At 64.6% G+C, this 25,331-nt stretch carries 27 protein-coding genes; 19 read left to right on the top strand and 8 right to left on the bottom strand.

Translation table 11 applies throughout. From position 1 onward, the window contains the following. Window positions 1-3 precede the first annotated feature (3 nt). Window positions 4-819 carry an alpha/beta fold hydrolase gene (locus tag BLQ85_RS06650; protein WP_074575533.1) on the bottom strand — a complete coding sequence of 272 codons (816 nt, stop codon included), beginning with the start codon at window positions 817-819 and terminating at the stop codon, window positions 4-6. Between the two features lie 2 nt (window positions 820-821). After that, window positions 822-2,135 (bottom strand): O-acetylhomoserine aminocarboxypropyltransferase, encoded by a 1,314-nt coding sequence (locus BLQ85_RS06645; protein ID WP_074575532.1) that lies wholly within the window; start codon window positions 2,133-2,135, stop codon window positions 822-824. A 154-nt stretch (window positions 2,136-2,289) separates the two neighbouring features. Here BLQ85_RS06645 and BLQ85_RS06640 point away from each other — a divergent pair, with 154 nt between their 5' ends. Both BLQ85_RS06640 and BLQ85_RS06635 read left to right on the top strand, forming a co-directional pair. Beyond that, complete coding sequence (locus tag BLQ85_RS06640) at window positions 2,290-2,745, top strand: CBS domain-containing protein (protein WP_007865225.1); 456 nt, start codon at window positions 2,290-2,292, stop codon at window positions 2,743-2,745. Window positions 2,746-2,839: 94 nt separating this feature from the next. Continuing rightward, window positions 2,840-4,027, top strand: a complete 1,188-nt coding sequence (locus BLQ85_RS06635) for an MFS transporter (RefSeq protein WP_083336762.1) — start codon at window positions 2,840-2,842, stop codon at window positions 4,025-4,027. A gap of 7 nt (window positions 4,028-4,034) precedes the next feature. Here BLQ85_RS06635 and BLQ85_RS06630 read toward each other — a convergent pair whose 3' ends face one another. Next, complete coding sequence (locus BLQ85_RS06630) at window positions 4,035-5,255, bottom strand: polyhydroxyalkanoate depolymerase (RefSeq protein WP_074575531.1); 1,221 nt, start codon at window positions 5,253-5,255, stop codon at window positions 4,035-4,037. A 156-nt stretch (window positions 5,256-5,411) separates the two neighbouring features. Here BLQ85_RS06630 and BLQ85_RS06625 point away from each other — a divergent pair, with 156 nt between their 5' ends. Then, window positions 5,412-6,068: a glutathione S-transferase gene (locus BLQ85_RS06625; protein ID WP_074575530.1), complete on the top strand. Its 657-nt coding sequence runs from the start codon at window positions 5,412-5,414 to the stop codon at window positions 6,066-6,068. Between the two features lie 120 nt (window positions 6,069-6,188). Here the strand turns inward: BLQ85_RS06625 and BLQ85_RS06620 are convergent, their stop codons facing one another. Next, entirely contained in the window at window positions 6,189-6,611 is a 423-nt protein-coding gene (locus tag BLQ85_RS06620; RefSeq protein ID WP_074575854.1) for a cupin domain-containing protein, read from the bottom strand. Between the two features lie 205 nt (window positions 6,612-6,816). On the opposite strand from BLQ85_RS06620, the gene BLQ85_RS06615 reads away from it, so the two are divergent. Together BLQ85_RS06615 and aroC are read left to right on the top strand one after the other, a co-directional pair. Continuing rightward, on the top strand, window positions 6,817-7,383 hold the full coding sequence (locus BLQ85_RS06615; protein ID WP_074575529.1) for a hypothetical protein: 567 nt from the start codon (window positions 6,817-6,819) through the stop codon (window positions 7,381-7,383). A 57-nt stretch (window positions 7,384-7,440) separates the two neighbouring features. Next, window positions 7,441-8,541, top strand: coding sequence for a chorismate synthase (aroC, locus tag BLQ85_RS06610; protein ID WP_074575528.1), 1,101 nt, complete (start codon window positions 7,441-7,443; stop codon window positions 8,539-8,541). Window positions 8,542-8,546: 5 nt separating this feature from the next. On the opposite strand, the gene BLQ85_RS06605 is transcribed toward aroC, so the two are convergent. Continuing rightward, the gene (locus BLQ85_RS06605) at window positions 8,547-9,431 is read right to left on the bottom strand and encodes a DMT family transporter (protein ID WP_074575853.1); all 885 of its coding nucleotides are present in this window, start codon (window positions 9,429-9,431) and stop codon (window positions 8,547-8,549) included. 870 nt (window positions 9,432-10,301) lie between these two features. Further along, window positions 10,302-11,114 (bottom strand): IclR family transcriptional regulator domain-containing protein, encoded by an 813-nt coding sequence (locus tag BLQ85_RS06600; RefSeq protein WP_074575527.1) that lies wholly within the window; start codon window positions 11,112-11,114, stop codon window positions 10,302-10,304. Window positions 11,115-11,281: 167 nt separating this feature from the next. Between BLQ85_RS06600 and BLQ85_RS06595 the strand changes: the two genes are divergently transcribed. The 14 genes from BLQ85_RS06595 to arfB all read left to right on the top strand — a co-directional run bounded on the left by BLQ85_RS06595 (window position 11,282) and on the right by arfB (window position 23,490). Continuing rightward, complete coding sequence (locus BLQ85_RS06595; protein WP_074575526.1) at window positions 11,282-12,244, top strand: shikimate dehydrogenase family protein; 963 nt, start codon at window positions 11,282-11,284, stop codon at window positions 12,242-12,244. A gap of 45 nt (window positions 12,245-12,289) precedes the next feature. Continuing rightward, window positions 12,290-13,522, top strand: a complete 1,233-nt coding sequence (locus BLQ85_RS06590; protein ID WP_074575525.1) for an ABC transporter substrate-binding protein — start codon at window positions 12,290-12,292, stop codon at window positions 13,520-13,522. A gap of 113 nt (window positions 13,523-13,635) precedes the next feature. Further along, window positions 13,636-14,511: a branched-chain amino acid ABC transporter permease gene (locus tag BLQ85_RS06585; protein ID WP_074575524.1), complete on the top strand. Its 876-nt coding sequence runs from the start codon at window positions 13,636-13,638 to the stop codon at window positions 14,509-14,511. After that, window positions 14,508-15,515 carry a branched-chain amino acid ABC transporter permease gene (locus tag BLQ85_RS06580; RefSeq protein ID WP_074575523.1) on the top strand — a complete coding sequence of 336 codons (1,008 nt, stop codon included), beginning with the start codon at window positions 14,508-14,510 and terminating at the stop codon, window positions 15,513-15,515. The genes BLQ85_RS06585 and BLQ85_RS06580 overlap by 4 nt, the downstream gene beginning before the upstream one ends. Next, entirely contained in the window at window positions 15,512-16,270 is a 759-nt protein-coding gene (locus BLQ85_RS06575; protein WP_074575522.1) for an ABC transporter ATP-binding protein, read from the top strand. The genes BLQ85_RS06580 and BLQ85_RS06575 overlap by 4 nt, the downstream gene beginning before the upstream one ends. Before the next feature lie 131 nt (window positions 16,271-16,401). Continuing rightward, on the top strand, window positions 16,402-17,151 hold the full coding sequence (locus tag BLQ85_RS06570) for an ABC transporter ATP-binding protein (protein ID WP_074575521.1): 750 nt from the start codon (window positions 16,402-16,404) through the stop codon (window positions 17,149-17,151). A gap of 31 nt (window positions 17,152-17,182) precedes the next feature. Beyond that, on the top strand, window positions 17,183-18,082 hold the full coding sequence (locus BLQ85_RS06565) for a 4-hydroxyphenylpyruvate dioxygenase (protein WP_074575520.1): 900 nt from the start codon (window positions 17,183-17,185) through the stop codon (window positions 18,080-18,082). A 16-nt stretch (window positions 18,083-18,098) separates the two neighbouring features. After that, a complete protein-coding gene (locus tag BLQ85_RS06560; RefSeq protein ID WP_074575519.1) occupies window positions 18,099-18,992 on the top strand; it encodes a sugar phosphate isomerase/epimerase family protein in 894 nt (297 codons plus the stop codon). A gap of 61 nt (window positions 18,993-19,053) precedes the next feature. Then, window positions 19,054-20,286, top strand: coding sequence for a 3-carboxy-cis,cis-muconate cycloisomerase (gene pcaB, locus BLQ85_RS06555; protein ID WP_074575518.1), 1,233 nt, complete (start codon window positions 19,054-19,056; stop codon window positions 20,284-20,286). After that, window positions 20,283-20,696 (top strand): carboxymuconolactone decarboxylase family protein, encoded by a 414-nt coding sequence (locus tag BLQ85_RS06550; protein ID WP_074575517.1) that lies wholly within the window; start codon window positions 20,283-20,285, stop codon window positions 20,694-20,696. The genes pcaB and BLQ85_RS06550 overlap by 4 nt, the downstream gene beginning before the upstream one ends. Further along, window positions 20,693-21,475, top strand: a complete 783-nt coding sequence (locus BLQ85_RS06545; protein WP_074575516.1) for an alpha/beta fold hydrolase — start codon at window positions 20,693-20,695, stop codon at window positions 21,473-21,475. Before BLQ85_RS06550 ends, BLQ85_RS06545 begins: the two co-directional genes overlap by 4 nt. Window position 21,476: 1 nt before the next feature. Next, window positions 21,477-22,580, top strand: a complete 1,104-nt coding sequence (locus tag BLQ85_RS06540) for a Gfo/Idh/MocA family protein (protein WP_074575515.1) — start codon at window positions 21,477-21,479, stop codon at window positions 22,578-22,580. Between the two features lie 21 nt (window positions 22,581-22,601). Then, the gene (aroQ, locus tag BLQ85_RS06535) at window positions 22,602-23,051 is read left to right on the top strand and encodes a type II 3-dehydroquinate dehydratase (protein ID WP_074575514.1); all 450 of its coding nucleotides are present in this window, start codon (window positions 22,602-22,604) and stop codon (window positions 23,049-23,051) included. A gap of 22 nt (window positions 23,052-23,073) precedes the next feature. Then, window positions 23,074-23,490, top strand: coding sequence for an alternative ribosome rescue aminoacyl-tRNA hydrolase ArfB (arfB, locus tag BLQ85_RS06530; protein ID WP_074575513.1), 417 nt, complete (start codon window positions 23,074-23,076; stop codon window positions 23,488-23,490). 5 nt (window positions 23,491-23,495) lie between these two features. Here arfB and BLQ85_RS06525 read toward each other — a convergent pair whose 3' ends face one another. Both BLQ85_RS06525 and BLQ85_RS06520 read right to left on the bottom strand, forming a co-directional pair. Beyond that, window positions 23,496-24,107, bottom strand: coding sequence for a DUF6198 family protein (locus BLQ85_RS06525; RefSeq protein ID WP_074575512.1), 612 nt, complete (start codon window positions 24,105-24,107; stop codon window positions 23,496-23,498). A 201-nt stretch (window positions 24,108-24,308) separates the two neighbouring features. After that, window positions 24,309-25,298 carry an LLM class flavin-dependent oxidoreductase gene (locus BLQ85_RS06520; protein ID WP_074575511.1) on the bottom strand — a complete coding sequence of 330 codons (990 nt, stop codon included), beginning with the start codon at window positions 25,296-25,298 and terminating at the stop codon, window positions 24,309-24,311. Between the last annotated feature and the right edge of the window lie 33 nt (window positions 25,299-25,331).

The raw sequence follows: 25,331 nt of genomic DNA, 5'->3' as shown, positions 1-25,331 counted from the left end.
GTGTCAGGCCGAAGGGGCCTGGAGGAAATCGCGGATCGCGAACAGCACCTCTTCGGGTGCCTCGGTCATCATCTGGTGGCCGGCTTGCAGCAGCACGGTTTTGCCATTTTTCGCCTTGGCCTGCAGCGGTGCCGCCATTTTGGGCAAGGTCATGGAATCGCCTTTGCCGAGGATGAACAGCACCGGGCACTGCACCTTGTCCATGGCGGCTTCACCGGCCGTGTAGTCGTCGCAGGCTTTGAAGCCGCGGTGAAACAGGTTGACCTGGGTGTTGCTGGCCAGCACCCGCCGCATCAGGGCTTTGGAGCCTCCGTACAGCCAGGTGCCCGGGCCCAGCGCCGAGGGCGGCGGCGCCAGCATGGAATGCGAGAAGGTGTTCACCATATCGATGGCCTTCATCGGCTGGTTCAGCGCGCTGTCCAGCAACGCGGGCGAAACCTTCATCGGGGCGGCGGTGCCCAGCAAGGCCAGGCGCGCCACCCGCTGAGGCGCGATGGATGCCGCATGCAGGGCCGTGAGGGAGCCAAAGCTGTGGCCTGCCAGCGTGGCGGTTTTCACGCCGGCCGCGTCGAGCAGCGCGATGATGAAGTCCGCCGCTTCCTCCACCGATTTCGGCGGCTCGCCTTCGCTTTTGCAGTGGCCGGGCAAGTCCGGTGCCAGCACGTTGAACCCATGGTGCGCGAAATAGCGCGTTTGCAGAATCCAGATGCTGTGGTCGTTGAGCACGCCGTGGATAAACACCACGGTGGGCTTGGCGGCCTCAAAAGGTTTGCCGCCGGTGTAGCAATAGGTTTTATGGCCCTTGACGTCGAGGTACATGTTCAGGCCTCCGCTTTCGCTGCCGCTTTTTCGGCGGCTTTGAGGGCGCGCTTGAGGTCGTCGATCAGGTCGTCCGGGTCTTCCAGGCCTATGGACAGGCGTATCGTGCCCTGCGTGATGCCGCCTGCGGCCAGCGCCTCGTCGGTCATGCGGAAGTGGGTGGTGCTGGCTGGGTGGATGACCAGGCTGCGGCAGTCGCCGACATTGGCCAGGTGGCTGAAGACCTTGAGCGCCTCGATAAAGGCCTTGCCCTGCACGCGATTGCCCTTGATGTCGAAGCTGAAGACCGAGCCGGCACCGCGCGGCAGCAGTTTTTTGGCCAGCGCATGGCTGGGATGGGATTCGAGCAGGGGATGGCCCACGCGCGAGACCAGCGGGTGGCTGGCCAGGAATTGCACGACTTTTTCGGTATTGCCCATGTGCCGCGCCATGCGCAGCGGCAGGGTTTCTATGCCCTGCAGGATCAGCCAGGCCGTGTGCGGGCTCATGCAGGCGCCGAAATCGCGCAGGCCTTCGCGCCGCGCGCGCAGCAAAAAGGCGCCCACCGTGCTTTCCTCGCTGAACACCATGTTGTGAAAGCCGTCATAGGCCTCGGTCAGCTCGGCGAATTTGCCGGATTTTTCCCAGTCGAAGCTGCCGCCGTCCACCACGATGCCGCCTACGACGGTGCCGTGGCCGCTCAGGAACTTGGTCGCCGAGTGGTAGACCAGGTCGGCGCCGTGGTCGAAAGGCTTGACCAGCCAGGGCGAGGTCAGGGTGGAATCCACCAGCAGCGGCACGCCCGCCTCATGGGCCAGCGCCGACACCGCCGGGATGTCCAGCACGTCCAGGCCCGGGTTGCCCACGGTTTCGCCGAAAAACAGCTTGGTGGTGGGTCGCACCGCCGCGCGCCAGCCGTCGATGTCGCCGGGCTTGACGAAGGTGGTGTCTATCCCGAAGCGGCGCAGGGTGTAGTGCAGCAGGTTCTGGCTGCCGCCGTAGAGCGCCGTCGAGGCCACGATGTGCGAGCCGGCGCCCATCAGCGTGGCGATGGACAGGTGCAGCGCGGCCTGGCCGCTGGCGGTGGCGATCGCGCCTATGCCGCCTTCCAGCGCCGACACGCGCTGCTCCAGCACCGCGTTGGTCGGGTTGCTGATGCGCGAATAGACGTGGCCCGCGCGCTCCAGGTTAAAGAGGCTGGCCGCGTGGTCGCTGGATTCGAAGACGAAGGAGGTGGTCAGGTGAATCGGCACGGCGCGCGCGCCGGTGCTCGGGTCGGGCGCGGCACCCGCGTGCAGCGCGAGGGTGTCGAAGCCGGGATCGGAATAACCGGGCATGGTTTGTCTCCAGTCAGAAAAAAAGTGGCGGTGCGCGGGGAAATTGTTGCAACCCGCCGTTTGATTGTGGGCTATATTTAAACTGAATTCCCCTTCCCGCCGCGCTGCGGTGGGACAATGAGGGCATGTTGGCTGCACAACCGAGGAGATCGCCATGAAGGTTCTAGACATACTGCGCGTTAAGGGCAACACGCTTTACACCGTCCAGCCTGACGAACCCCTGGCCAAGGCGGCGCAGGTCATGGCCGACAAAGACATAGGCTCGCTGGTCGTCATGGAACACGGCGACCTGGTCGGCATGCTGACCTTCCGCGAGGTCATCGTCTACATCGTCAAGAACGGCGGCGAGATCGGCAGCACGCTGGTGCGCACCGCCATGGACGACCACCCGCTTACCTGCACCTCCGAAACCGAGCTCGACGAAGTCCGACGCATGATGCTGGAGCGCCACGCGCGCTACATGCCCGTGATGAACCAGAAAGTCCTGATGGGCGTGATCAGCCTCTACGACGTGGCCAAGGCCGTGGTCGACAGCCAGAACTTCGAAAACAAGATGCTCAAGGCCTATATCCGCGACTGGCCGGCCGAGGACGCCGCCGACCACAATTAAAAAGCCGGCGCCCGGCAGCGCGCCGGCCGCCTATTTTTGAAACAACAACAACGGCCCGGTGCGCAAGGCACGCAGGGCGCAAGCGAGGGCAGGGGTGAGCGACAAGCGTGACGCCGGCGGGCTGCTGTTTTATGCCTCGCTGTTTTTCTCCCGGCTGGCCGACCAGATCCTGCTGTTTCTTGTGCCCCTGGTGGTGTTCGAAGCCACCGGTAGCGTCGCCTGGTCCGGCATTGCTTTCACTCTCGAGACCCTTCCGCGCTTCCTGGCCTTTCCGGTCTGCGGCGCGCTGTGCGACCGCGTCTCTCCGCTCAAGCTGCTGCGCATCAGCCAGCTGTATCGCGCGCTGGTGTGTTTTGCCGGCGTCATCGCCTTCCAGTGGGTCGGCGGCGTTGGCTGGCTGATCGCGCTGTCGGCCGTCTGCGGCGTGCTGACCACCCAGGGCCTGATGGCCCGCGAGGTCATGCTGCCGCAAATCTTCCGCCAGCACCGTTTTGAAAAAGTGCTGGCCCATGCGCAACTCGCCGACCAGCTTGGCATGGTGTTGGGCCCCTTGCTGGCCTCGCTGCTGCTGCGCTGGATGCCCTGGCCCGCGGTGGTCGGGGCGACGGCGGTGTTTTTCCTCATTGCCGACGGCGCCGTGACCTGGTGGCAGCGCCGAAGCGCCGTCACCCTGGCCGCACCTGAGCGGGCCCCCGGCCACTGGACCGCGCCCATACGCACTGCCTTGTCGCAGGTGTTGCACCTGCCGGGCTTGAAGCAGGTAATTGCCCTGGCGGCGGGTGTCAACCTGGTGATAGGCGTCACCCTGGCCACCTCGGCCGCCATGGTAACCGGCCTGCTGCAGCGCTCGGCCGGCGACTATGCCGTGCTGCAAACGGCGGGCGCCGTGGCCACCGTGATCATCCTGCTGGTGATTGCCCGCACCGTGCTGCCTCTGCGCACCCTGGGCCTGGTGTCCTACACCGTGATGCTGGCCGGCGGGCTGCTCACCGGGCTGGCCGGCAACTTCTGGGTCTACACCGCCGGGTTTTTGCTGGTGATCGGTTTTGACAAGATGTTCAACGTCTACATCCGCAGCCTGCGCCAAAAGCTCATCCCGCCCAAGGACCTGGGCAAGACCACCGGCGTGATCGTGATGTTCAACAACCTGTCGCAACCGCTGGCCGGCATGCTGGTGGGGGTGTTTGCCGGGGTGATGGAGGGGCGGGGGGTGATTTTGGGTTTGGTGTTGGTGATGGGGGTGATTGGAGGATTGGTGGCGTGGGGTAGGCGGGGGCGGTGAGCCGACCTTAACCCAGACTCGAATGAATCATCTCCCTGACCCGCGGATAAATCTGCTGGTTCCATTTGCGCCCGCTGAACACGCCATAGTGCCCCACCCCCGTCTGCACATGGTGTGTCTTCATGTAAGGCCGTATGCCGGTGCAAAGGTCTTGCGCCGCCACCGTCTGCCCGACTGAGCAGATGTCGTCGCGCTCGCCCTCTACTGTCATCAGCGCGGTGCGCCGGATCGCCGCGGGTTTGACGAGGCGGCCGCGGTAGCTGAGCTTGCCCAGCGGCAGCTCGTAGGTCTGGAACACTTTCTCGACGGTCTCCAGGTAGAACTCGGCGGGCAGGTCGTTGACGGCCAGGTACTCGTCGTAGAACACGCGGATGACGTTGGCCTTTTCCAGGTCGCCGTCCAGCAGGTGCTGGTACATGTCCTGGAAGGATTTTTTGTGCCGGTCCAGGTTCATGCTCAGGAAGGCGCTGAGCTGCACAAAGCCCGGGTAGACGCGCCGCATATAGCCCGCGTGCGGCAGCGGCACGTGGCTGATCAGATTTTTCTCGAACCACTCAATCGGCTTGCTGGTGGCGAGTGTGTTGACGCCGGTCGGGTTCACGCGGCAGTCCACCGGCCCGGCCATCAGGGTCAGGCTGCGCGGCTGGGCCGGGTCATCGTCTTCGGCCATGATGGCCGCGGCCGCCAGCGCCGCCACGCAGGGCTGGCACACCGCCACCACGTGGGTGCCGGGGCCTATGGCCCGGGTGAAACGGATCATGTGGTCTATGTAGTCGTCCAGCGCGAAGGGCCCATGGCGCAGGGCGACGTCGCGCGCGTTGTGCCAGTCGGTGATGTAGACGTCATGGTCCTGCAGCAGCGTGCGCACGGTCTCGCGCAGCAGCGTCGCGAAGTGGCCCGACAGCGGGGCCACCAGCAGCACCGGCGGCTGGTAAGGCAGATCGGCCGGCAGCTCTTTTTTAAAGCGCAGCAAAGTGCCGAAAGGCATGCTGAGGACTGCCTCCTCGGTCACGGCAAGTTCGCGCTCACCCACCTTCACCGAGCTGATGCCGTAAGCCGGCCGTGAATGCGTCAGGCGCAGCCGCGAAAACACCTCCATGGACGCCGACAGCTTACGCAGCAGGCTGCCTTCGGTTTTGCCCAGCCAGAGGGTCGCGCTGCCGCCCTGCGCCAGCAAGCGAAGCGGGGACAGCAGGTCGGACTGGAGCTGGTAGGCCTGGTAAAGCATGGTTTTCCTGGCTGGGTTCGGGCTTGTGGCCCAGGTAGCCGGCATGCAGGCAAGTTACGGGCCAGTAGCCGCCGCCCCGCGCGCTGGCACAGGGCTTGCGGAGTGTTGCCGGCCCCGGGCAGTGGGGGCCAACTTTGCGGTTCAAGGAGCAATCTCATGGCCAAGGCCGTCCTGACGATCAGCAGCAAAAACTACGGCGCCTGGGCGCTGCGCGGCTGGCTGCTGGCGAAGTTTGCCGGGCTGGAGTTCACCGAAAAAGTGATCCCGCCCGACGACCCGGCCATGAAGGCCGAAATGCTGCTGCTCTCGTCCAGCATGCTGGTGCCTTCGCTGCAGCACAACGGCGTCAAGGTCTGGGACACGCTGGCGATTGCCGAATACCTCAATGAAATCAAGCCCAAGGCGCAGCTGCTACCGGCGGACGTCAAGCTGCGGGCGCACTGCCGCGCGGTCTGCGGCGAAATGCATTCGGGCTTTGCCTCGCTGCGCGCCGCGCTGCCCATGAACATCAAGGCCCACTTCCCCGGCTTCAAGGTCTGGTCCCGCGCGCAGGCCGACATAGACCGGGTGCTGGAGATCTGGAAGGAATGCCTGGGCGCCTACGGCGGCCCCTACCTGTTCGGCAAGCAGCTGTCGGTGGCCGATGCCATGTATGCGCCCGTGGTGACCCGCTTTCTGACTTACGACGTCCCACTGGACAAGGCCTGCACGGCGTATTGCAAGCGCATCATGGAGTTGCCGGCGATGAAGGAGTGGGTGGCCGAAGCCAAGAAAGAGCCCGACGACATCGATGAACTTGATGCTGAATTTTGAACACCCCCGTCCAGGCTCACTGCGTGTAGCCTGTTCCCCCCTTGCAGGGGGCGACACCTGCGGCCCGGCAAAGCCGGTTCCGCGATGTCACTGGAATAAGGCGGGTCTACCAGAGGACGGTTATTTCCATGGAGTGGGAGGTGGGATATTGCAGACCGGGTCGACGTCTATGGATTTGAAATCCGCCGGCCCGACAATTTCCAGGTATTCCATGTCGGGCGAATAGTCGAACAGGAAGTGTTTGATGCCCGGCCGCTGGTGCACCACGTCGCCGGCCTCGACCAGGGTTTCCTTGTCTTCGTACATAAAGCGGGCCCAGCCTTTGACCATGATGACGATCTGGAAATCCGCCTCATGACGGTGCCATCCGGTGCCCGTTTCCGGTGCCATGTTCGCCTTGACAAGGTGCGCGATCACCTGGCCGTTGGTGGCGTCGGCAATGCCGAGGTCGCGGTACAAAAAGAAATCGCGCAAGCCGCCGGAGACAAACTGCGTGTCGCCGGGTTTGACGTGGGAAAACTTGGTCGCGCTGCGGTCCAGCATGGGGTGCTCCTGTTCCACCAAGACATCCAATCGGGATTGGTGCGGTGCAGCAAGCATGAAGTGTTCCAGATCGGGTGCGGTATGTGCCGCGACGCTGGCCGAAAAGGCAAGGCCGTACCGATGATGGCCCGATGTAAAGCTATAGTCCGGCAAAGGCCAAACCCGCCGCCCATTCGACTCAATGTCTCCCAACCCTAGGCCGAGAATGCCGACACCACTGTCCTATGAGTACGTCTACGACTGGCGCATTCGCAGCGCATTGTTTCGATTCCATATTGGATCTGCCGAGTTCATCAAGCTCAGCTGGAAGGCTCGCCTGAACGAAATGGTCTGGCTTCTTGTTTCAGCGGCCTTGGCGCTTCTGGCGGCTCTTACGCATCAATGGGCGCTCGCCGTACTGGCAACTGGATTGGCCCTCTGGAAGGCCGTCATGCTTGTCTCGCACTTCCTGTCGCTGCGCAAGGCCATGTTCGTGCTTCGAGAGTCCCTGCGCCAGAAGCCCAGCAAGTCCATCAAACTGCTTGTGACCGACCAAGGTCTTCATGAAACAGATGGAGGGGTTGAATCATTTGTACCTTGGCCGTCCGTCGAGTCTTTCTTTCTGCACCGCAATGTTCTCGGCATCCGGCTCAAGAATGGACTGTGGGCGTTGGTACCAAAATCCACCCTCTCAGCGTCGTCGTCATCGATTGACGCTTTGGTCGAGAGCCTGGAAGAACGCGCGGTTCCACGCGCCAGCTACAAAAATGCTCCTGCGCATACCATGCCGTGAAGATCGGGCAGTCAAGAAAGAAATCCAGCCTTCAGCCCCCTCTGGGATAATCCCCCCATGAGCGGAAATACCTTAGGAACCCTATTCGCGGTCACCAATTTCGGTGAATCCCACGGCCCGGCCATTGGTTGCGTGATTGACGGCTGCCCGCCGGGCATGGAATTGAGCGAGGCCGACATCCAGGCCGACCTGGACCGCCGCCGTCCCGGCACCAGCCGCCATGTGACGCAGCGCAACGAGCCCGATGCCGTCGAGATCCTCTCCGGCGTCTACCAGGGCAAGACCACCGGCACGCCTATCTGCCTGCTGATACGCAACACCGACCAGCGCAGCAAGGACTACAGCAACATCCTGGAAACCTTCCGCCCCGGCCATGCCGACTACAGCTACCTGCACAAATACGGCTTGCGCGACCCACGCGGCGGCGGTCGCTCGTCGGCGCGGCTGACGGCGCCCACGGTGGCGGCCGGCGCCGTCGCCAAAAAATGGCTGGCCGAAAAATACGGCACGGTGTTTCGCGGCTGCATGACGCAGGTCGGCGATGAAGTCATCCCCTTCGAGTCCTGGGAGCATGTGCCCAACAATCCTTTCTTCGCGCCGGTGGCCGATGTGGCCAAGCTGGAAAACTATATGGACGCGCTGCGCAAGGCCGGCGATTCCTGCGGTGCGCGCATACGCGTGACGGCCTCGGGTGTGCCGGTGGGCCTGGGCGAGCCGCTGTATGACAAGCTGGACGCCGACATCGCCTTTGCCATGATGGGCATCAATGCGGTCAAGGGCGTGGAAATCGGCGCGGGTTTCGCGAGCGTCACGCAGCGCGGCACCACGCACGGCGATTCGCTGGCGCCCGAGGGATTTCTGTCGAACAACGCCGGTGGCGTACTGGGCGGCATCAGCACCGGCCAGGATCTGGAAGTTTCGATCGCGATCAAGCCGACCAGCTCCATCATCACGCCGCGCCAGTCGATAGACACGGCCGGCAACCCGGCCGAGGTGGTGACAAAGGGCCGCCACGACCCCTGCGTGGGCATACGCGCCACACCGATTGCCGAAGCGCTGCTGGCGCTGGTGGTGATGGAGCATGCGCTGCGCCAGCGGGCGCAAAACGCCGATGTTGTTGTCACCACTCCCAACATCAGCCGGGCAAAACCGAGCTAGCCTTTTTAAGGCTCGGGCGGCGCCGAGCGAAACGGGTTAAAGCCCGTGATCAGCGCGGTGGCCGACAGCACGAGGATGCAGCCGGGCAGCATGCTGGCCGTGACCGGCTCGCCCAGGAACAGCCCGCCCCAGGTCACGCCGAACAGCGGGATCATGAAGGCCGCCGAGGTGGTGGCGCTGGCCGGAATCTCGCGCATCAGCCGCATGCTGATCCAGTACATAAAACCCGAGGTGAAGGTGCCCAGCACGGTTACCGCGGCCACCGCGCCGGGCGTCAGCTCGGCCGAGGGCGCGGCGATCCCGCCCGGCAGCAGCAGGATCAGGGCAGCGGCAATGTGCACCACGGCCGACGAGGGCAGCGGCGAATAGGCCATGGTGGCGCGCTTCATGAGGACGGCGCCAAAGCCGTAACTGGCCGACGCGGCCACGCAGGCCAGCGCCGCCAGAATCACCCTGGGTGTGACGGCCACGGGCCCCAGTTGCACCAGCAGCGCGACGCCGGCAAAACCCACCGCGCAGCCGAGCAGGCGGATACGGGTGAGTTTTTCCTCGCCGGCCAGCGCGGCGGCCATCACGCCGAAAAGCGGCACCGTGGCATTGAGCACCGCCGAGTAACCCGAGGGGATGACCAGCGCCGCCCAGTTGTACAGCACAAAAGGCATCACCACCGACAGCATGCTCAGCAAGGCCAGCCGCGGCCAGGCCTGGCGCGGCGGCCAGCGGCCGCGCAGCGAGACCATCAGCAGGCCCAGCACCATGGACGCCAGGATGCAGCGCGCGGCCGCCACCACCCACGGCCCCAAGGCCGGGCTGGCAATGCGCAGAAGGGGAAATGATGCGCCCCAGAGGGCAGACATCGCGATGAGCTGGAGGAAGTGTCGGGTTTGCATGAAACGCCGCAAGGACGGCAATGAATGTGGCGCTATGAAAGGTGGTTTGATTGTGCAAGATTCGGCCCGATGCTGCAGATGGAGGGCCGGGTCTTGCTCCGGCCTTCGCGCTCTTCCTCTTCATCCTCCTCTTTCCTCTTTTTAGTTCTGCTGGCCGGGTCTCGCCCCGGCGGGCGAGGCACTTTTCTTTGCTTCGCCAAAGAAAAGTACCCAAAAGAAAGGCGACCCGCAGTCTGGGTCCCCTACGCTGCGCTACGGGGCAACCTGCGGTGCTCGAGCCAAGCGGGGTCTGGCTAAACTCGCCTTCGGCTCAGACAACGCCAGCCCTGATCCGCTTGTCTCTGCGCTCCTCGGCCCAGCCAGGACGGGGCAATCGGGAACCGAATACCGAAAGACAAAGAAGACAAATACAAACAAGGACACGCCAAGGCGTGTCCTTGTTTCTTCAGGTATTCGGTATTGGTATTCTTTTCCCCACCCCTTGTGTATGCGCCGAGGAGCGGAGGTCCAGACGGATAAGGGCTGGCGTTGTCTGAGCGAAGCGCAGCGTAGCGAGTTTAGCCAGACCCCGGCTGGACCGAGCACCGCAGGTTGCCCGTAGCGAAGCGAAGGGACGCAGACACCAGGGTCGCCTTTTCTTTTGCTTACTTTTGGTGTTTGCGTAACTTCGCTGCGCGAAGTGAGCAAACCCCGCGCGTGTAACGCGCCTTTTGGCGAACAAAAGAAAACCCGCTTTGCGGGTTTCGATAAAAGTGAGTAGCCGCCGGGCTACCCCCGGCCAGCAGGACCAAGCAGAGGAAGGAGGTGATGGAGGAAGCTCGCGCCCGCCGGAGTAAGACCCGGCCCCTAACCCGACCAGCGACCGGAACGCTAAATCAAATTCCTCATAGCCTGCGCCGTCTCACGGAGCACAGACAAAACCCTCCCAACCGCCTCCTCACTCGACTCATGCCCCATGGGCATGGTCACGCTGAGCGCGCCCGCCACGTCGCCGTGCCGGTCGCGCAGGGGAACCGCGATGCCCCGGTAATTCAGCTCTAGCTGCTGCTCGGAAATCGCCCAGCCTTGTGTCCGCACGCGGGCCAGCTCTATGCGCAGGCGGTCCTTGCTGGCGATGGTGTAAGAGGTGTAGGCCTTGAGTTCGTGGCTGTCCAGCCATTTTTCCAGCCAGGCGGGCTCGCGCATGGACAGCATCAGCAAACCTGCCGCCGTGACCTGGGCCTGCACGCGCGAGCCCAGCACATAGCCAGTGTTCATCGCTCGGCTGGAGCCGTTGCGCGCGATGTAAACGATGTCGTCGCCGTCCATCACGCTGACATACGCGCTTTCCTGGGTGCCGGCGGTCACGCGCTGCAAAAAGGGCTGGACGATGCGCGGCAGCCGGGCCGATTCAAGATAGGACTGGCCCAGCCTGAGCACGCGCGGCGTGAGCCAGAACAGCTTGCCGTCGCTGGCCACATAACCCAGGTGCTCCAGCGTCAGCAGGTAGCGGCGCGCGGCGGTGCGTGTCATGCCGCAGCGCGCGCCGGCCTGGCTGGCCGTCAGGCGCGGGTTGGCGTCGTCAAAACATTCAATGATGCCCAGGCCTTTTTCCAGGCCGGCGATCCAGTCGCGCTTGTCGAGTGCGGGCGGGTTGGGCGCCTGCAGGGCTTCGGACGGCGCGGAAGCATGAGGGGTGGTCATAGGTCAAACCCTTGTTTCGGTCGATTGTCGATCATTATTGATCGATAATCGCTCAAGCATCAAGAATATTCCTTTGAAGTAGTCTTATCGATCTATAAAGTTCAGGCCATCAAGCGCTGATTAATCGATCATCGAACGGATCAGCAAAATACAAGGCGAACTTCGACATGCTTCCAACCGTCCAGGGCAATACCGATGTCTACCTGATTCCCGGCGATCCGGTGGAGCAGGTCCGGGCGCCGGATGTCTTCAACCTGATCTTCAGAACCCTGGGCATCAATGCCGTGCTGGTGCCCGTGCATGTGGCTGCCGGCGACATCGAGACCTTTGTGCGCTCGGCCTTTCTGGCAAAGAATATCAAGGGCATGTTCCTGGCCATCCCCCACAAGTCGCTGGTGATGGGCCTGCTGTCGCGCTGCAACGACTACGGCCGCGTGGCGGGCGCCGTCAACGGCATACGCCGCAATCCCGATGGAAAACTTGAAGGCGGGCTGTTCGACGGCAAGGGCTTTGTGTCCTCGCTCGACTATTTCGGCGTGGCCTACACAGGCAAGCGGGTGCTGGTGCTGGGCGCCGGCGGCGGCGCTTCGGCCATTGCCGCCTCGCTGGCGATTGCCGGCAGCCGCGCCCCGGCCGAAATCGCGCTCTACGACCCGGTGCCGGGCAAGGCCCTGGCGATCGCGTCGCGCATCGCCTCGGCGCCCCAGGCCGCGGGCACGCTGGTGCTGGCCGCCGCCGGCAGCGACCCCTCGGGCTACGACCTGGTCGTCAATGCCTCGCCCCTGGGCCTGCAGGCCGCCGACCCGCTGCCCTGCGATGTGTCGCGCCTGGCGCCGCATGCGGCGGTGGTCGACATCCTCATGAAAAACCAGCCCACACCGCTGGTGCGCGCGGTGCGCGGCCGCGGGCTGGTGGCCCAGCCCGGCTTTGAAATGCTGATCCAGCAGGCGCCGGACTACCTGGAGTTTTTCGGCTACACCGAGGCCGCCGAGGCGGTGCGGCGCGACGCGACTTTTATCCGAGAGCATTTGTACCCGGCCGCGATGGCGGGTGAAATCCGGCGTATCCCGGCGGGCGGCCGGGCGACGGTTTCCGCAGCGCACGCCAGTGCGCCGCAGGCCGCCCTGTGATGGCTTTTTTTGGACTGCATTGATTTTTAACCAGAGGAGACAAGCATGCAAAAACGATTCGCCCTTCAATTGATTGCGGCTTGCGCGCTGGCCATGGGCAGCACGGCCGGCTTCGCGCAAGATGTGATCAAGATCGCCAACATCGTGGAACTGTCCGGCGGCGGCGCCACGGCGGGCACCAACTTCAAGAACGGCGTGGAACTCGCCGTCAAGGAAATCAATGCCGGCGGTGGCATCCTGGGCAAAAAAATCCAGACCAGCACCGCCGACACGCAAAGCAATCCCGGTGTGGCCAAAGGCCTGACGCAAAAAGCCATTGACGACAATGTGTTCGCCATCTTCGGCCCGGTGTTCTCCGGCTCCATCATGGTCAGCATGGCCGAGTCGCGGCGCGCCGAAGTGCCCAACTTCACCGGCGGCGAAGCGGCCAGCATCACCGAGCAGGGCAACCCTTATGTGTTCCGCACCAGCTTCACCCAGTCCACCGCCATGCCCAAAGTGGCGCGCTACATCAGTGAGCAGGCCAAGCTCAAGAGCATTGCCGTCATCTACGTGAACAACGACTTCGGCAAGGGCGGCATGGACGCCATCCGCAAGGCCCTGGCCAACTCGCCGACCAAAATCCTAGCGGAAATCTCCACCGAACCCGGTCAGGTCGACTTCTCGGCCGCGGTGCTGCGCGCCAAACAAAGCAATGCGGACGGCGTGTTCGCCTACTCGAACGAGGAAGAGTCGGCACGCCTGCTGCGCGAGCTGCGCAAGCAGGGCTGGACCAAGCCCATCATCGGCGAAACCACGCTGACCGGCCAAAAAGTCATCGAGCTGGCCGGCGAGGCCGCCAACGGCGCGATCGCCCACGTGGGCCTGACGGTGGATGCCCCAGTGCCTGCCATCCGCGCCTTCAAGGCCAAGTTCGAGAAAGAGTACAAATACATCTCCGACCACAACGGCATGAAGGGCTACTCCGGTGTCTACGTGCTCAAGGCGGCGATTGAAAGGGCTGGCAAGCTGGACCGCAAGGCCGTGGCCGAGGCCATGAAGGGCCTGAAGGTCAACACCGACAAATACCCCGGCGCGCTGATGTACACCGAGTTTGACAACAAGGGCGACCTCGACCGCATGAGCTTCATGGTGGAAGTCAAAAACGGCAAGCAGGATGTCATCGATATGGTGCCGCCTCTGGGCCTGGCTACCCGCGACGTGAGCAAGGCCCTTCCCCTGGCGTCGGCCGCACCCGCACCCAAGCCCGCCGCCTCCAAGCCGGCCGCCAAGAAGTGACGTAAACCCCGGCCGGCCCCGTGGGGCCGACCGCCGGCGGGGCAGGGCGCAAGCCCCGTCCCACCGGAACCTCCGCTGACTACAACCGGCCTTCTCCACCATCGGACTTCTCCATGACGGACTTTCTCCAACTCTTTTTTTCGGGCCTGGCCACCGGCAGCATTTATGCGCTGGCGGCACTGGGCTTTACCCTGCTGTGGCAGGCCTCGGGAACGATCAACTTCGCCCAGGGCGAATTTGTCATGTTGCCGGCCTTCATGATGCTGGCCTTCATTTCGCTGGGCGCACCCATGCTGGTGAGCTTTGTGATGGCGACGCTGCTGGCCGTGCTACTGCTGGGCTGGGTCTTCAAGCGCGGCGTGGTGGACCCGCTCTTTAAATACGGCATGATGCCCATCGTCGTGGCGACCATAGGCCTTTCGATCGCGCTGCGCAACGGCGTGCGCGCCGGCTACAGCGCCGAAGCCCATCCTTTCCCCAGCCTGTTCGCCGACAAGCTGTTCAACATCGCCGGGGTCACGATCACCCTGCAGGACGTGGGTACCTTCGCGCTGGCGCTGGTGGTGGTGATGGCGACGCAGGCTTTCCTGGCCAAAACCGTGACGGGCCGTGCCATGCAGGCCGTCGCGCAAAACACCGAGAGCGCCTCGGTGCTGGGCATCAATGTGCCGCGCATGATTTTCTACACCTTCGCCATCAACGCCGTGCTGGCGGTGGTGGCCGCCTTGCTGGTCACGCCCACCTACCTCGCCAAGTTCGACATGGGCGAGGGCCTGGGCACCAAGGCTTTTTTCGCCGCCATCATCGGCGGGTTCAACAACTCGCGCGGCGCGCTGCTGGGCGGCCTGATCGTGGGGGTGGCTGAAAACCTCGCCTCGGCCTACATCTCGCCCGCCTACAAGGACGCGGTGGCACTGGTGATTTTTATGGTGGTGATTCTCTTCAAGCCGCAGGGCCTGCTGGGTAAAAAAGAGGAGCGCAAGGTATGAAGCTCGCCAACAACAAATTCGCCCTGGTGCTGACGGTCCTGGCTGCCTTGCTGGTGCTGGTGGTGCCGCAGTTCCTCAAGAACTACGGTATTTACCTGCTGACCTACTGGCTGGTCTTCATTGTCGCCACCATGGGCCTGAACCTCACGGTCGGCTATGCGGGCCAGAAGTCGTTGGGCCATGCGGCCTTCTTCGGCATAGGCGCTTACACCGTGGCCATCCTCATGAAGGCCGGGGTCAGTTTCTGGCTGGGCCTGCCGGCCGCGGCGCTGATCTGCTTTGCCGTCGGCCTGGTCCTGGGTTTTCCGGCGCTGCGCGTGCAGGCGATTTACCTGGCCTTCGCCACGCTGGGCTTTAACACCGCGATCTGGCTGGTGATGCGCAACGAGGAGTGGCTCACGGGCGGCACCTTCGGCATCAACAACATCGCGCGGCCCTCGCTGTTCGGCTACTCGCTCGAAGGCAACCTGGCCTACTACTACTTCGTGCTGGCGGTCACCCTGCTGCTGGCGGGCCTGCTGTGGGGCCTGCTGCGCTCGCCCTGGGGCAAGGCTTTCACGGCGCTGCGCGACAACCCGATACGCGCCGAAAGCCTGGGCATCAACATCCGCAACTACACGCTGCTGAGCTTTGCCATAGGCGCGGTCTATGCGGGCATTGCGGGCGCGCTGTTCGCCTCGCTGGTGCAGTTCATCGAGCCCGGGCCTTTCGCCGTGGCCGCCTCCATCATGCTGTACCTGATGGTGGTGGTCGGCGGTGCCGGTTATTTCCTCGGGCCTGTCGTCGGCGCCGCCGTGGGTGTGGTGCTGCCGGAATGGCTGCGCGACGTGCCCCTGGTGTCCAACTGGTATTTGCCGATGTTTGGCGCCGCGGTGGTGATTTTGATGGTCTGGCTGCCCGACGGGTTGCTCAGCATTCCCGACCGCATACGCAGCAAGCGCGCGGCGCGCGAGGCATCCCAGGCGCGTGCGGCGGCCGCCGGCCGGATCGGAGCGACGTCATGAGCAATGCATTGTTAAAAGTCACCGGACTCAAAAAGGCTTACGGCGCCATCCAGGCCGTGGGCGGTGTGTCCTTCGAAGTCATGCCGGGCGAGATCTTCGGCGTCATAGGCCCCAATGGTTCGGGCAAGACCACCATGTTCAACAGCGTGCTGGGCCAGATCACACCCAACGAGGGATCGATCGAACTCAACGGCCAGAACATCACCGGCCTGTCGCCGCTGGAGCTGAGCCGCCGTGGCGTGGGCCGCACCTTCCAGACCCTGCAGGTCTTCGGCAAGATGACGGTGCGCGACAACCTTATCGTGGCCGCGCAGGAGCACAAGGGCAGCATGTTCAGCCGGATGTTCGCGCCCGGCGATTCGGGCCTGGGCGACAAGGCCGACGCGCTGATCGACCAGTTCCGCATACGCCACGTGGCCGACAAGCTGGCCGGCACCCTGAGCTACGGCCAGCAGAAGCTGGTGGACATCGCCATGGCCTTTATGGCCGAGCCCGACCTGGTGCTGCTCGACGAGCCTTGCGCCGGCGTGAACCCCAGCCTGGTGGGCGGCATCTCCTCGCTGCTCAAGGAACTCAACCAGAACCCCAAGTTCGGCCGCAAGAGCTCTTTTGTCGTGATCGAGCACAACATGGATTTTGTGATGGACCTGTGCCACCGCATCATGGTGATGGTGGAGGGCAAAGTCATGGCTATCGGCACACCGGCCGAAATCCGGGCGAACAAAGAAGTGCTCGACGCGTATCTTGGAAATTAACCCCCTGTCTCGGCTCACTTCGTGTAGCCGGAATCCCCCTCAGGGGGACAACCGCTGCGGCCCGGCAAAGCCGGTTCCGCGCCGTTACTGGGAAAAGCGATAGACAGGTGCTTCGTAGAGATTGGATTGATATGACAAGAGATATTTGCATTGAATTCGACGACGTGGTGGCGGGGTACAAGGATTTCATGATCCTGAACAACCTGTCCTTCAAGGTCAGGCGCGGCTCCATCACCCTGCTGCTGGGCCCCAACGGCGCGGGCAAGTCCACCGTGCTCAAAACCCTGTTCGGCCTGCTCAAGCCGCGCCAGGGCCGCATCCTGCTGGACGGCGAGGAGATCTCCGGCGCCAGCCAGAAGGAGCTGCTGGCCAAGGGCATTGCCTTTGTGCCGCAGGGCCGCAACCTGTTCGGGCAGCTGACCGTGTTCCAGAACCTGGAACTGGGCGGCATCACCCTGGGCACCAAGACCACGCACGAGCGCATTCCCGAGGTGCTGGAGTTTTTCCCGCGCGTCAAGGAACGTTTGCATTCGCAGGCCTCGGCGCTGTCGGGCGGCGAGCAAAAGCAGCTCGAGATCGGCCGAGCGCTGCTGCTGCGCCCCAAGGTGCTGCTGATCGACGAGCCCTCCATAGGCCTGTCGCCCATGGTGGTGCAGGACGTGTTCAAGCTGCTGCAAAAGCTGGCGGCCCAGGGCACGACCGTGCTGATGGTCGAGCAGAACGTCAAAAGCGCGCTCAAAATATCGGACGACGCCATCGCGCTGGAATCGGGCCAGCTGGTGCTGCACAAAAAAGCCTCCGAACTGCTGGCCGACCCCAACATCGAGCGCCTGTTTCTGGGCGGCGGCCATGTGCCGGGCGCGACCGTGAAGGCCGCCTGATCTGTCTGGAACACCTGACCGGGAGAACACCATGAGCACCGCCACACAAGCCCCCGCCGACCGCGAAGCCATCCCCGAAGTCGCCAACCCGCTGGGCATGGACGGCATCGAGTTCATCGAATACACCACCTCCAAGCCGCAGGCCCTGGGCCAGGTGCTGGAGATGATGGGTTTCAGGCCGGTGGCGCGGCACCGCTCGCGCGAGGTCATGCTGTACCGGCAGGGCGGCATGAACGTCATCGTCAACGCCCACATCCCTGCCATGCCCGACGGCGCCGCGCCCACCGACAAGCCGGTGATCGCCGCCGTCGCGCTGCGCGTGCGCGACGCGGCCGAGGCCTACCGCCGCGCCCTGGCGCGCGGCGCCTGGGCCGTGCCTTCGCGTGTCGAGGTGATGGAGCTCAACATCCCGGCCATCCACGGCGTGGGCAAGAGCCGCATTTATTTTGTCGACCGCTACGAGACCTTCTCGATCTACGACGTCGACTTCGTGCCCATCCCGACCGTGGACCCGCACCCGCCGGCCGTGGCCGGCCTGCATTTTTTCGGTGTCGTGCAGTACATCGGCAACGACCGCACCGAGGACTGGGCCGAGTTCTACCGAGAGCTCTTTGGTTTCACCGACCTGCCCGACGACCAGCGCTTCGGCATATTGCCCAAGGGCCGCATCCTGCGCAGCCCCTGCCCGGCGGCCTCGCGTTTTTACCTGCAGCTGATAGAGCCCGAAGCCAGCGTGCTGGACGTGGAGGGCGACGAGGCCCTGCAGCGCGTGGGCCTGGGCAGCCCCGACGTGCTGGCCTCGGTGGCCGAACTCACCAAGCGCGGCGTGGAGTTTGTCGAGTCGCGCGGCGTGCACACCGAGGACCGCGGCGCGCTGACCCGTACCTGGATGGGCAGCGTGAGCTTCGAGCTGGTCCACAACGAGCGCTGAACGGACGGCACACACCATGAGCCACTACAGCGGAAACATTGACGACTTCGGGATGGACACCATCTCGCTCGCGGGGCCGCTGGAGGCCAAGCTCAAGGCCGTGCGCGGAGCCGGCTTCACGCAGATCATGCTGGCGGCCAGGGATATCGTCGGCCATCCCGAGGGTATGCAGGCCGCCGTGGCGGCGGTGCGCGCCAGCGGCCTGCGCGTCACGGGTTTTCAGGTGCTGCGCGACTTCGAGGGCCTGTCGGGCCACCTGCACGACTACAAGATGGACATCGCCAAGTCCATGCTGGAGATGTGCCATGCGCTGGACTGCCGGCTGCTGCTGGTCTGCTCCTCGACCTCGGTGCATGCCACGGGCGAGACCGCCGCGCTGGTCAAGGATTTGCGCAAGCTGGCCATGCTGGCGATCCCCATGAACATCAAGATCGCCTACGAGGCCCTGTCCTGGGGCCGCGTGGTCAACGAGTTTCCGCAGGCCTGGGAGATCATCTGCCAGGCCGACATGCCCAACCTGGGCCTGGGTTTTGATTCCTACCATATGTTCGCCACGAACACCTCGCTGGAGGAACTCGACATCCTGGACCCGGACAAGATCTTCCTGGTGCAACTGGCCGACTTCATGTGGACCGAAATCAAGTCGGTCGAGGAGCGCATCGCCACGGCCCGGCATTTCCGCGTGTTCCCGGGCGAGGGCGTGCACAGCGAGGCGCTGGCCACGCTGGTGACCCGGCTGCACGGCCTGGGTTACCGCGGCGACTACAGCTTTGAGGTGTTCAACGACGACTACCAGCAAATGCCCTTGCCCTCGGTGGCGGAGCGCGCCTGGCGTTCGGCCCTGTGGCTGGGTGAGGACGTGCTGCGCCGTTCAGTGCCGCTGCCCAACCAGATGCGCCTGAAAAAATGACGCCTCCCCGCTCGCGGCCCGGTGCAAAAACATCTGTGATTGTTTTTTGAGAATCCACGAAATGAGCAGTATTTTTGAAGGTTTTCTCTCCACGCCCGAAGTCCTGGATGCGTTCAGCGAGCGCAACTTCATTGACGCGATGCTGCGCTTTGAGGCTTCGCTGGCGCGCGCCCAGGCCGGCGCCGGCCTGATTCCCGAGGCGGCCGCCCAGTCCATCGTCGGCACCTGCAAGGTCGAGCTTTTCGACGTTGCCAAGATCGTGCGCGAAAGCGGGCGCGCCGGCAGCATCGCGATCCCGCTGGTCAAAAGCCTCAAGGAGACCGTGGCGCTGTTCAACAAGGAGGCCGCTGCTTATGTGCATTTCGGCTCCACCTCGCAGGATGTCATAGACACCGCGCTGGCGCTGGTGACACGCAATGCGCTGAACCTGGTCGAGGCCGACATCCGCAAGGCGGTGGCGGCCTTGCTGGTGCTGGCGCGTCGCCACGCGGCCGACCCGGTGATGGCCCGCACCCTGATGCAGCCGGCCTCGGTCACGAGTTTTGGTTTTAAATGCGCGGGTTGGGCCGCGCCGCTGGCGCGCAGCCTGCTGCGCCTGCGTGTTGCCGCCGACAACGCGCTGGCCGTGCAACTGGGCGGCGCGGTGGGCACGCTGGCGCAAATGCAGGGCAAGGGCCCGCAAATCATCGCCCATATGGCCGCCGACTTGAAGCTCAAGGCCAGCGCCTTCCCGTGGCACACCCAGCGCGACGAATGGGTGGCGCTGGGCTGCGAGCTGGGCCTGCTGGTGGGCAGCCTGGGCAAGGTCGCCAAGGATATTTCGCTGATGGGCCAGTATGAGATCGGCGAGCTGGCCGAGCCCACCGAGCCCGGGCGCGGCGGTTCCTCGGCCATGCCGCACAAGCGCAACCCGGTTGCCTGCATGGTGGCGCTGGCTGCCAGCGCGCGCGCGCCGCAGCGCGTGGCCGCCTTGCTGGCCGCCATGCCGCAAGAGCACGAGCGCGCGCTGGGCAACTGGCAGGCCGAGCTGGCCGAATGGCCGGGCCTGCTGATGTCGGCGCACGGCTCGGTGCGCGCCATGGCCCATGCGCTGCCCGGCCTGCAGGTGGACACTCAGCGCATGCGCGCCAACCTGGACGCGCTGCGCGCCGAGCTGCCGCCCGATGCGGCCGAGGAATGGTTTAACCCCGAACTGGCCACGCAGGCCGCGGCCCAGGCCCACGCCCAGGCCGATGCGCTGCAGGCCCTGGTTTCGCAACCCGACGACAACAAACGCAGCAAGGTGAATCCATGAGCAACGCGAAAAGTGACAACGAAAAGGGCATGGTCAACCGCCGCCGCGTCCTCGGCGACGCCTGGGTGGACAAGTCCATCGCCAAAAGCAATGCCTTCAACAGCGAGTTCCAGGACCTGATCACGCGTTATGCCTGGAACGAGATCTGGGGCCGGCCGGCGCTGGGCGACAAGACGCGCCGCCTCATGGTGCTGTCGACCATGATCGCGCTCAAGGCCTATGAGGAGTTCGTGATGCATGTGCGCGCCGCGCTGGACGGTCCGCCCGAATCGCGGCTCACGCCCGACGAGATCAAGGAAGTCATCTTGCAGGCCGCGATTTATTGCGGCGTTCCCGCCGCCAACCATGCCTTTGCGCTGGCCGGCGAGATCCTGCGTGAAAAAGGCCTGCTCCCGCAGGGGCAAGCATGAAAAAACCTTATCTGCACTGGACCCAGGAGGGCAGCGGCCCGGTGGTGGTGCTCAGCCATGCGCTGGGCTGCGAACTCGGCATGTGGGACGGCGTGGCCGCCGCGCTCAAGTCGCGCTACACCGTGCTGCGCTACGACCACCGCGGCCACGGCCGCTCGGAAGCCGTGCCAGGCGCTTACAGCATGGCGATGCTGGCCGATGACGCGGCGGGTTTTATCGCAGCGCAGGGCGGCGGCCCCGTGCATTTTGTGGGCCTGAGCATGGGCGGCATGACCGCGCAGGCGTTGGCTGCGGAATATCCCCAGCTGGTCAAAAGCATCACGGTCGCCAATGCGGCAATGTATTACGACGAAGCGGCGCGCGCCATGTGGGCGGCGCGTGTGCAGACGGTGCTGGCCCAAGGCATGGAAGCGATTGCCGACGGCGCGCTGCAGCGCTGGTTCACGCCGGAGTTCCGCGCCGATGAAGCGGGCGGCGGCAAGCAGCGTGTGGCCGTGTTGAGGGAGCGGCTGGTGGGTACCGACGCGGCGGCCTATGCCGCGAGCTGCAAGGCGGTGGCCGGCATAGACTTTCGCGCCGGCAACGGCGGCATCCAGTGCCCCGCGCTGGTGATTGCCGGCACGCGCGATGAGGCCACGCCCGTGGCCATGTCCGAGGCGATCTGCAAAAGCATTCCGGGCGCCCAGCTTCAAACCTTGCCGGCCGCGCACCTGAGCGCTGTCGAGCAGCCGGCTGCCTTTGCCGCATTGCTGGAGCGCTTTTTCGAAAGCCAGGGCTGAGATGGCGCAGCCAGCCGCGGCGGTGCGGGGCATTGCGGTCGCGGGTGCCGGCGTCATAGGCCGGCGGCATATCGAGCTCATACAGGCCAGCCCGCGCACCCGCCTGTGCGCCGTGGTGGATCCGCAGCCGGCCGCGCGCGACTTTGCCGCCGGCCTGGGTGTGCCGCATTTTGAAAGCCTGGAGGCCTTGTTCGCAGGGCCGGCCTCAGCCCGGCCCGACGGTGTGATCCTGGCCACGCCCAACCATTTACATGTACCCGGTGCGCTGGCCTGCGCGCGCCAGGGCGTGCCGGCGCTGATTGAAAAACCCGTGGCCGATTCGCTGGAGGCCGGCCTGCAACTGGCCGATGCGCTGGCCAAGCAAAGCACACCCATGCTGGTGGGCCACCACAGGCGGCACAGCGGCACGCTGCAGGCGGCGCGTCGCGCCATCCAGTCTGGCCTGCTGGGCCGCGTGGTCACGGTGGCGGGCAGCGCGCAGTTTTACAAGCCGGACAGTTATTTTGCGCTGGGCACCTGGCGCGCGCAGGCCGGCGGCGGCCCCATCCTGATCAACCTGATCCACGAGATGGACAACCTGCGCTACCTGTGCGGCGAGCTGGAGTCGGTCCACGCCCTCGCATCCAACGCGGTGCGGCAGTTCGCGGTGGAAGACACGGCGGTGATGACACTGAAATTCGCCAGCGGCGTGCTGGGCACCTTCACGCTCTCGGACACCGTGGCCTCGCCGCGCAGCTGGGAGCAGACCTCGGGCGAGAACACGGCCTATGCGCGTTATGCCTCGCAAGACTGCTATTTCATCGCCGGCACGCAGGGCTCGCTGGCCGTGCCCACCCTGCAAGCCTGGACCCATGGCCCCGACAGCCGCGGCGAGCCCGGCTGGATGACGCCTTTCACCGAACACACCCTGGCCCTGGAGGCGGTGGATCCGCTGCAGGCGCAGCTGGACCATTTCTGCGATTTGATAGACGGCAGGGCAGAGCCGATAATCACGGTCGCGGATGCCTTGCAAAGCCTGCTGGCCGTGGAAGCCGTGCGGCGCTCGATCGCCACCGGCGAAACTGTCGCGCTGCGGGACCTCGCAGCCAACCCTCGTCAACCCTGAACCCCTGGAAAGACTTGCTTCATGAAAACAGCCCTGGTCCTCAACGGCCCCAACCTCAACCTGCTGGGCACGCGCGAACCGGCCGTGTACGGCTCGCAGACTTTGGCCGACGTCGAGGCGCTGTGCGTGCAGGCCTGCAAGGCCCATGGTTTCAAGCTGGACTTCCGGCAAAGCAACCATGAAGGCGCGCTGATAGACGCCATCCATGAGGCGGGCCGCGCGCAGGCCGCCGGCACCCTGGCCGGCGTGGTGCTCAATGCGGGCGCTTACACCCATACCAGCGTGGCCCTGCATGACGCCATTAAGGGCGCGGGCGTGACCCTGATCGAGCTGCACATCAGCAATGTGCATGCGCGCGAGGCCTTTCGCCACCACTCCTACATCTCGCCGGCCGCCAAGGCCGTCATGGCCGGCTTCGGCGTCAAGGGCTACGCCCTGGCCATCGCAGGCCTGGCCCAACTGGCCGGCTGAAGCGGCCCGGGCGACGACTGGCATGGCCGCGCCGCCGAAATTCCCGGTTGACGAACGCGAGGTCGAGTTCAGCGCCATACGCGCCCAGGGCGCGGGCGGGCAGAACGTCAACAAGGTGTCCAGCGCCATTCATTTGCGCTTTGACATCGCCGCGTCCTCTTTGCCCGATGCCGTCAAGGAGCGCTTGCTGGCCAGCAGCGACAGCCGCATCACGCAGGAGGGTGTGCTGGTGCTCAAGGCGCAGCAGCACCGAACGCAGGAGATGAACCGCGCCGATGCGCTGGCGCGGCTGCAGGAAGTTGTGGATGGCGTCTCTATACCGCCCAAGGCGCGGCGGGCGACCAAACCGACTTATGGGTCCAAGCAGCGGCGGCTCGCGGGCAAAAGCCGGCGCTCGGACATCAAGTCTTCACGGGGCAAGGTGGGCGGAGGCGATTGAGCCGCTCAAGTCACCGTATAGCGGCCGGGCTTGTGATTGACCCACAGGAACAAGCTCATCAGCACGGCGGCCATCACGGAATAGCTGACGCGTTCGGGCGGCACTACCAGCAAGGCCAGCAGCACCACGATAGAGTCAATGGCCATCTGCACCTTGCCTGCGCGCCAGCCGTGCTTTTCCTGCAGGTAGAGCGTCACGATGGTGGCGCCGCCCAGGCTGGCCCGGTGCCGGGCCAGAAAGAGGCAACCGCTTCCCAGCAGCAGGCCGCCCACCAGCGCGGCATACAGCGGATGAATGTCCGCGATATCCAGCACCCTGGGCGACCAGTCCGCCAGCAGCGACAGCAATGCAATGGACAGGAATGTCTTGATGGTGAACTCGCGCCCCATGCGGGTCCATGAGAACCAGTAAAAGGGCAGGTTGACCAGAAAGAACAGCTTGCCGAAACTGATGCCGGTGGCGTAGTGCAGCACAAAGGCCATGCCGGCCGTGCCGCCCGTCAGCAGCCCGGCCTGGTTGAAGATCACCATCGCCAGCGACACAAACAAGGTACCCGTGAAGATGCCCTGCGCATCGTCAAAAAGGGTGTGGCGTTCGGGGACTGAGGATTGAGCCATATCGAAAACTGGGATAGCGCCGGCGAACGGCACTTCAGGCTCAGCATGATCCATGCCAAATGGCGCCCATCCGCCAGGCCGGTCCGGCCGCTGGATCGCGGCCAAGGGCGTTACAGGGGCCCAGCCTAATGAAAGCGGATGCAGCTAGCTATAAAAACAATAGCGATTTGCTCTGCTTGGCACTGCGGCAGGCATGACGGCCTATAGGCTGTCACGCACCTGTGCGGTGATCTCCAGCGACCTCCGGGCAATCGCCGGATCAAAAATATGCGTGGTCACCATCAACTCATCCGCCCGGGTCTCGGCGATAAAAGAACGCAAACCCTCCCGGACGGAGGCGGGAGACCCCGCCACCGCATATTTCAGCATCCGCTGTGCGCCCACCCGCTCGGCCGGCGACCAGTAAGCGTCGATATCGTCTATTGGTGGCGGCATGGGGCCGGGCGTTCCGCGCAGCAGGTTGGTCATGGCCTGCTGGACCGAGGTGAGCTGGTAGCGGGCCGCCTCGTCGGTATCGGCGGCCACCACGTTGGCGGCGACCATGGCGTAGGGTTTGCCCAGCTGCACCGAGGGTTCGAAGCGGCTGCGGTAAACCTCCAGCGCCTGCATCAGCATGTCGGGCGCGAAGTGCGAGGCAAAGGCAAAGGGCAAGCCCAGCGCGGCGGCCAGCTGGGCGCCGAAGAGGCTGGAGCCGAGTATCCACAGCGGCACCTTGAGGCCGGCGCCCGGCACGGCGCGGATTCTCTGGCCGGGCTCTATGTCTTCAAAGTAGTAGCGCAGCTCCTGCACGTCCTGCGGAAAGGTGTCCGCATTGTTCTGGTGGTCGCGGCGCAGCGCGCGGGCAGTCAGCTGGTCGGTGCCGGGCGCGCGGCCCAGGCCCAGATCAATGCGTCCGGGATAGAGCGAAGCCAGCGTGCCGAACTGCTCGGCGATCACCAGCGGCGAATGGTTGGGCAGCATCACGCCGCCCGAGCCCACACGGATGGTGTTGGTGCCGCCGGCCACGTGGCCTATCACCACCGCGGTGGCCGCGCTTGCGATGCCGGGGTTGTTGTGGTGCTCGGCCAGCCAAAAGCGCTTGAAGTCCAGCTGCTCGGCATGCCGGGCCAGGGCCAGGGTGTTGCGCAATGCGTCGGCGGCGGTGGCGCCTTTGACGATGGGGGACAGGTCAAGGACTGAAAAAGGGATCATGGAAATCTGGGGCTGGCGCCTCGTGAGTGAAGC

The organism is Polaromonas sp. JS666, assembly GCF_900103405.1.
GTDB lineage: Bacteria > Pseudomonadota > Gammaproteobacteria > Burkholderiales > Burkholderiaceae_C > Polaromonas.
Note: the sequence above shows the minus strand (reverse complement) of the source record. Positions and strands in the feature narration are given on the sequence as shown.

What these genes read in the sequence shown, in the direction of transcription:
- BLQ85_RS06650 (WP_074575533.1), bottom strand. Translation starts at nt 819, where the DNA reads ATGTACCTCGACGTCAAGGGCCATAAAACCTATTGCTACACCGGCGGC.
- BLQ85_RS06645 (WP_074575532.1), bottom strand. Translation starts at nt 2,135, where the DNA reads ATGCCCGGTTATTCCGATCCCGGCTTCGACACCCTCGCGCTGCACGCG.
- BLQ85_RS06640 (WP_007865225.1), top strand. Translation starts at nt 2,290, where the DNA reads ATGAAGGTTCTAGACATACTGCGCGTTAAGGGCAACACGCTTTACACC.
- BLQ85_RS06630 (WP_074575531.1), bottom strand. Translation starts at nt 5,255, where the DNA reads ATGCTTTACCAGGCCTACCAGCTCCAGTCCGACCTGCTGTCCCCGCTT.
- BLQ85_RS06625 (WP_074575530.1), top strand. Translation starts at nt 5,412, where the DNA reads ATGGCCAAGGCCGTCCTGACGATCAGCAGCAAAAACTACGGCGCCTGG.
- BLQ85_RS06620 (WP_074575854.1), bottom strand. Translation starts at nt 6,611, where the DNA reads ATGCTGGACCGCAGCGCGACCAAGTTTTCCCACGTCAAACCCGGCGAC.
- BLQ85_RS06615 (WP_074575529.1), top strand. Translation starts at nt 6,817, where the DNA reads ATGCCGACACCACTGTCCTATGAGTACGTCTACGACTGGCGCATTCGC.
- aroC (WP_074575528.1), top strand. Translation starts at nt 7,441, where the DNA reads ATGAGCGGAAATACCTTAGGAACCCTATTCGCGGTCACCAATTTCGGT.
- BLQ85_RS06605 (WP_074575853.1), bottom strand. Translation starts at nt 9,431, where the DNA reads ATGCAAACCCGACACTTCCTCCAGCTCATCGCGATGTCTGCCCTCTGG.
- BLQ85_RS06600 (WP_074575527.1), bottom strand. Translation starts at nt 11,114, where the DNA reads ATGACCACCCCTCATGCTTCCGCGCCGTCCGAAGCCCTGCAGGCGCCC.
- BLQ85_RS06595 (WP_074575526.1), top strand. Translation starts at nt 11,282, where the DNA reads ATGCTTCCAACCGTCCAGGGCAATACCGATGTCTACCTGATTCCCGGC.
- BLQ85_RS06590 (WP_074575525.1), top strand. Translation starts at nt 12,290, where the DNA reads ATGCAAAAACGATTCGCCCTTCAATTGATTGCGGCTTGCGCGCTGGCC.
- BLQ85_RS06585 (WP_074575524.1), top strand. Translation starts at nt 13,636, where the DNA reads ATGACGGACTTTCTCCAACTCTTTTTTTCGGGCCTGGCCACCGGCAGC.
- BLQ85_RS06580 (WP_074575523.1), top strand. Translation starts at nt 14,508, where the DNA reads ATGAAGCTCGCCAACAACAAATTCGCCCTGGTGCTGACGGTCCTGGCT.
- BLQ85_RS06575 (WP_074575522.1), top strand. Translation starts at nt 15,512, where the DNA reads ATGAGCAATGCATTGTTAAAAGTCACCGGACTCAAAAAGGCTTACGGC.
- BLQ85_RS06570 (WP_074575521.1), top strand. Translation starts at nt 16,402, where the DNA reads ATGACAAGAGATATTTGCATTGAATTCGACGACGTGGTGGCGGGGTAC.
- BLQ85_RS06565 (WP_074575520.1), top strand. Translation starts at nt 17,183, where the DNA reads ATGAGCACCGCCACACAAGCCCCCGCCGACCGCGAAGCCATCCCCGAA.
- BLQ85_RS06560 (WP_074575519.1), top strand. Translation starts at nt 18,099, where the DNA reads ATGAGCCACTACAGCGGAAACATTGACGACTTCGGGATGGACACCATC.
- pcaB (WP_074575518.1), top strand. Translation starts at nt 19,054, where the DNA reads ATGAGCAGTATTTTTGAAGGTTTTCTCTCCACGCCCGAAGTCCTGGAT.
- BLQ85_RS06550 (WP_074575517.1), top strand. Translation starts at nt 20,283, where the DNA reads ATGAGCAACGCGAAAAGTGACAACGAAAAGGGCATGGTCAACCGCCGC.
- BLQ85_RS06545 (WP_074575516.1), top strand. Translation starts at nt 20,693, where the DNA reads ATGAAAAAACCTTATCTGCACTGGACCCAGGAGGGCAGCGGCCCGGTG.
- BLQ85_RS06540 (WP_074575515.1), top strand. Translation starts at nt 21,477, where the DNA reads ATGGCGCAGCCAGCCGCGGCGGTGCGGGGCATTGCGGTCGCGGGTGCC.
- aroQ (WP_074575514.1), top strand. Translation starts at nt 22,602, where the DNA reads ATGAAAACAGCCCTGGTCCTCAACGGCCCCAACCTCAACCTGCTGGGC.
- arfB (WP_074575513.1), top strand. Translation starts at nt 23,074, where the DNA reads ATGGCCGCGCCGCCGAAATTCCCGGTTGACGAACGCGAGGTCGAGTTC.
- BLQ85_RS06525 (WP_074575512.1), bottom strand. Translation starts at nt 24,107, where the DNA reads ATGGCTCAATCCTCAGTCCCCGAACGCCACACCCTTTTTGACGATGCG.
- BLQ85_RS06520 (WP_074575511.1), bottom strand. Translation starts at nt 25,298, where the DNA reads ATGATCCCTTTTTCAGTCCTTGACCTGTCCCCCATCGTCAAAGGCGCC.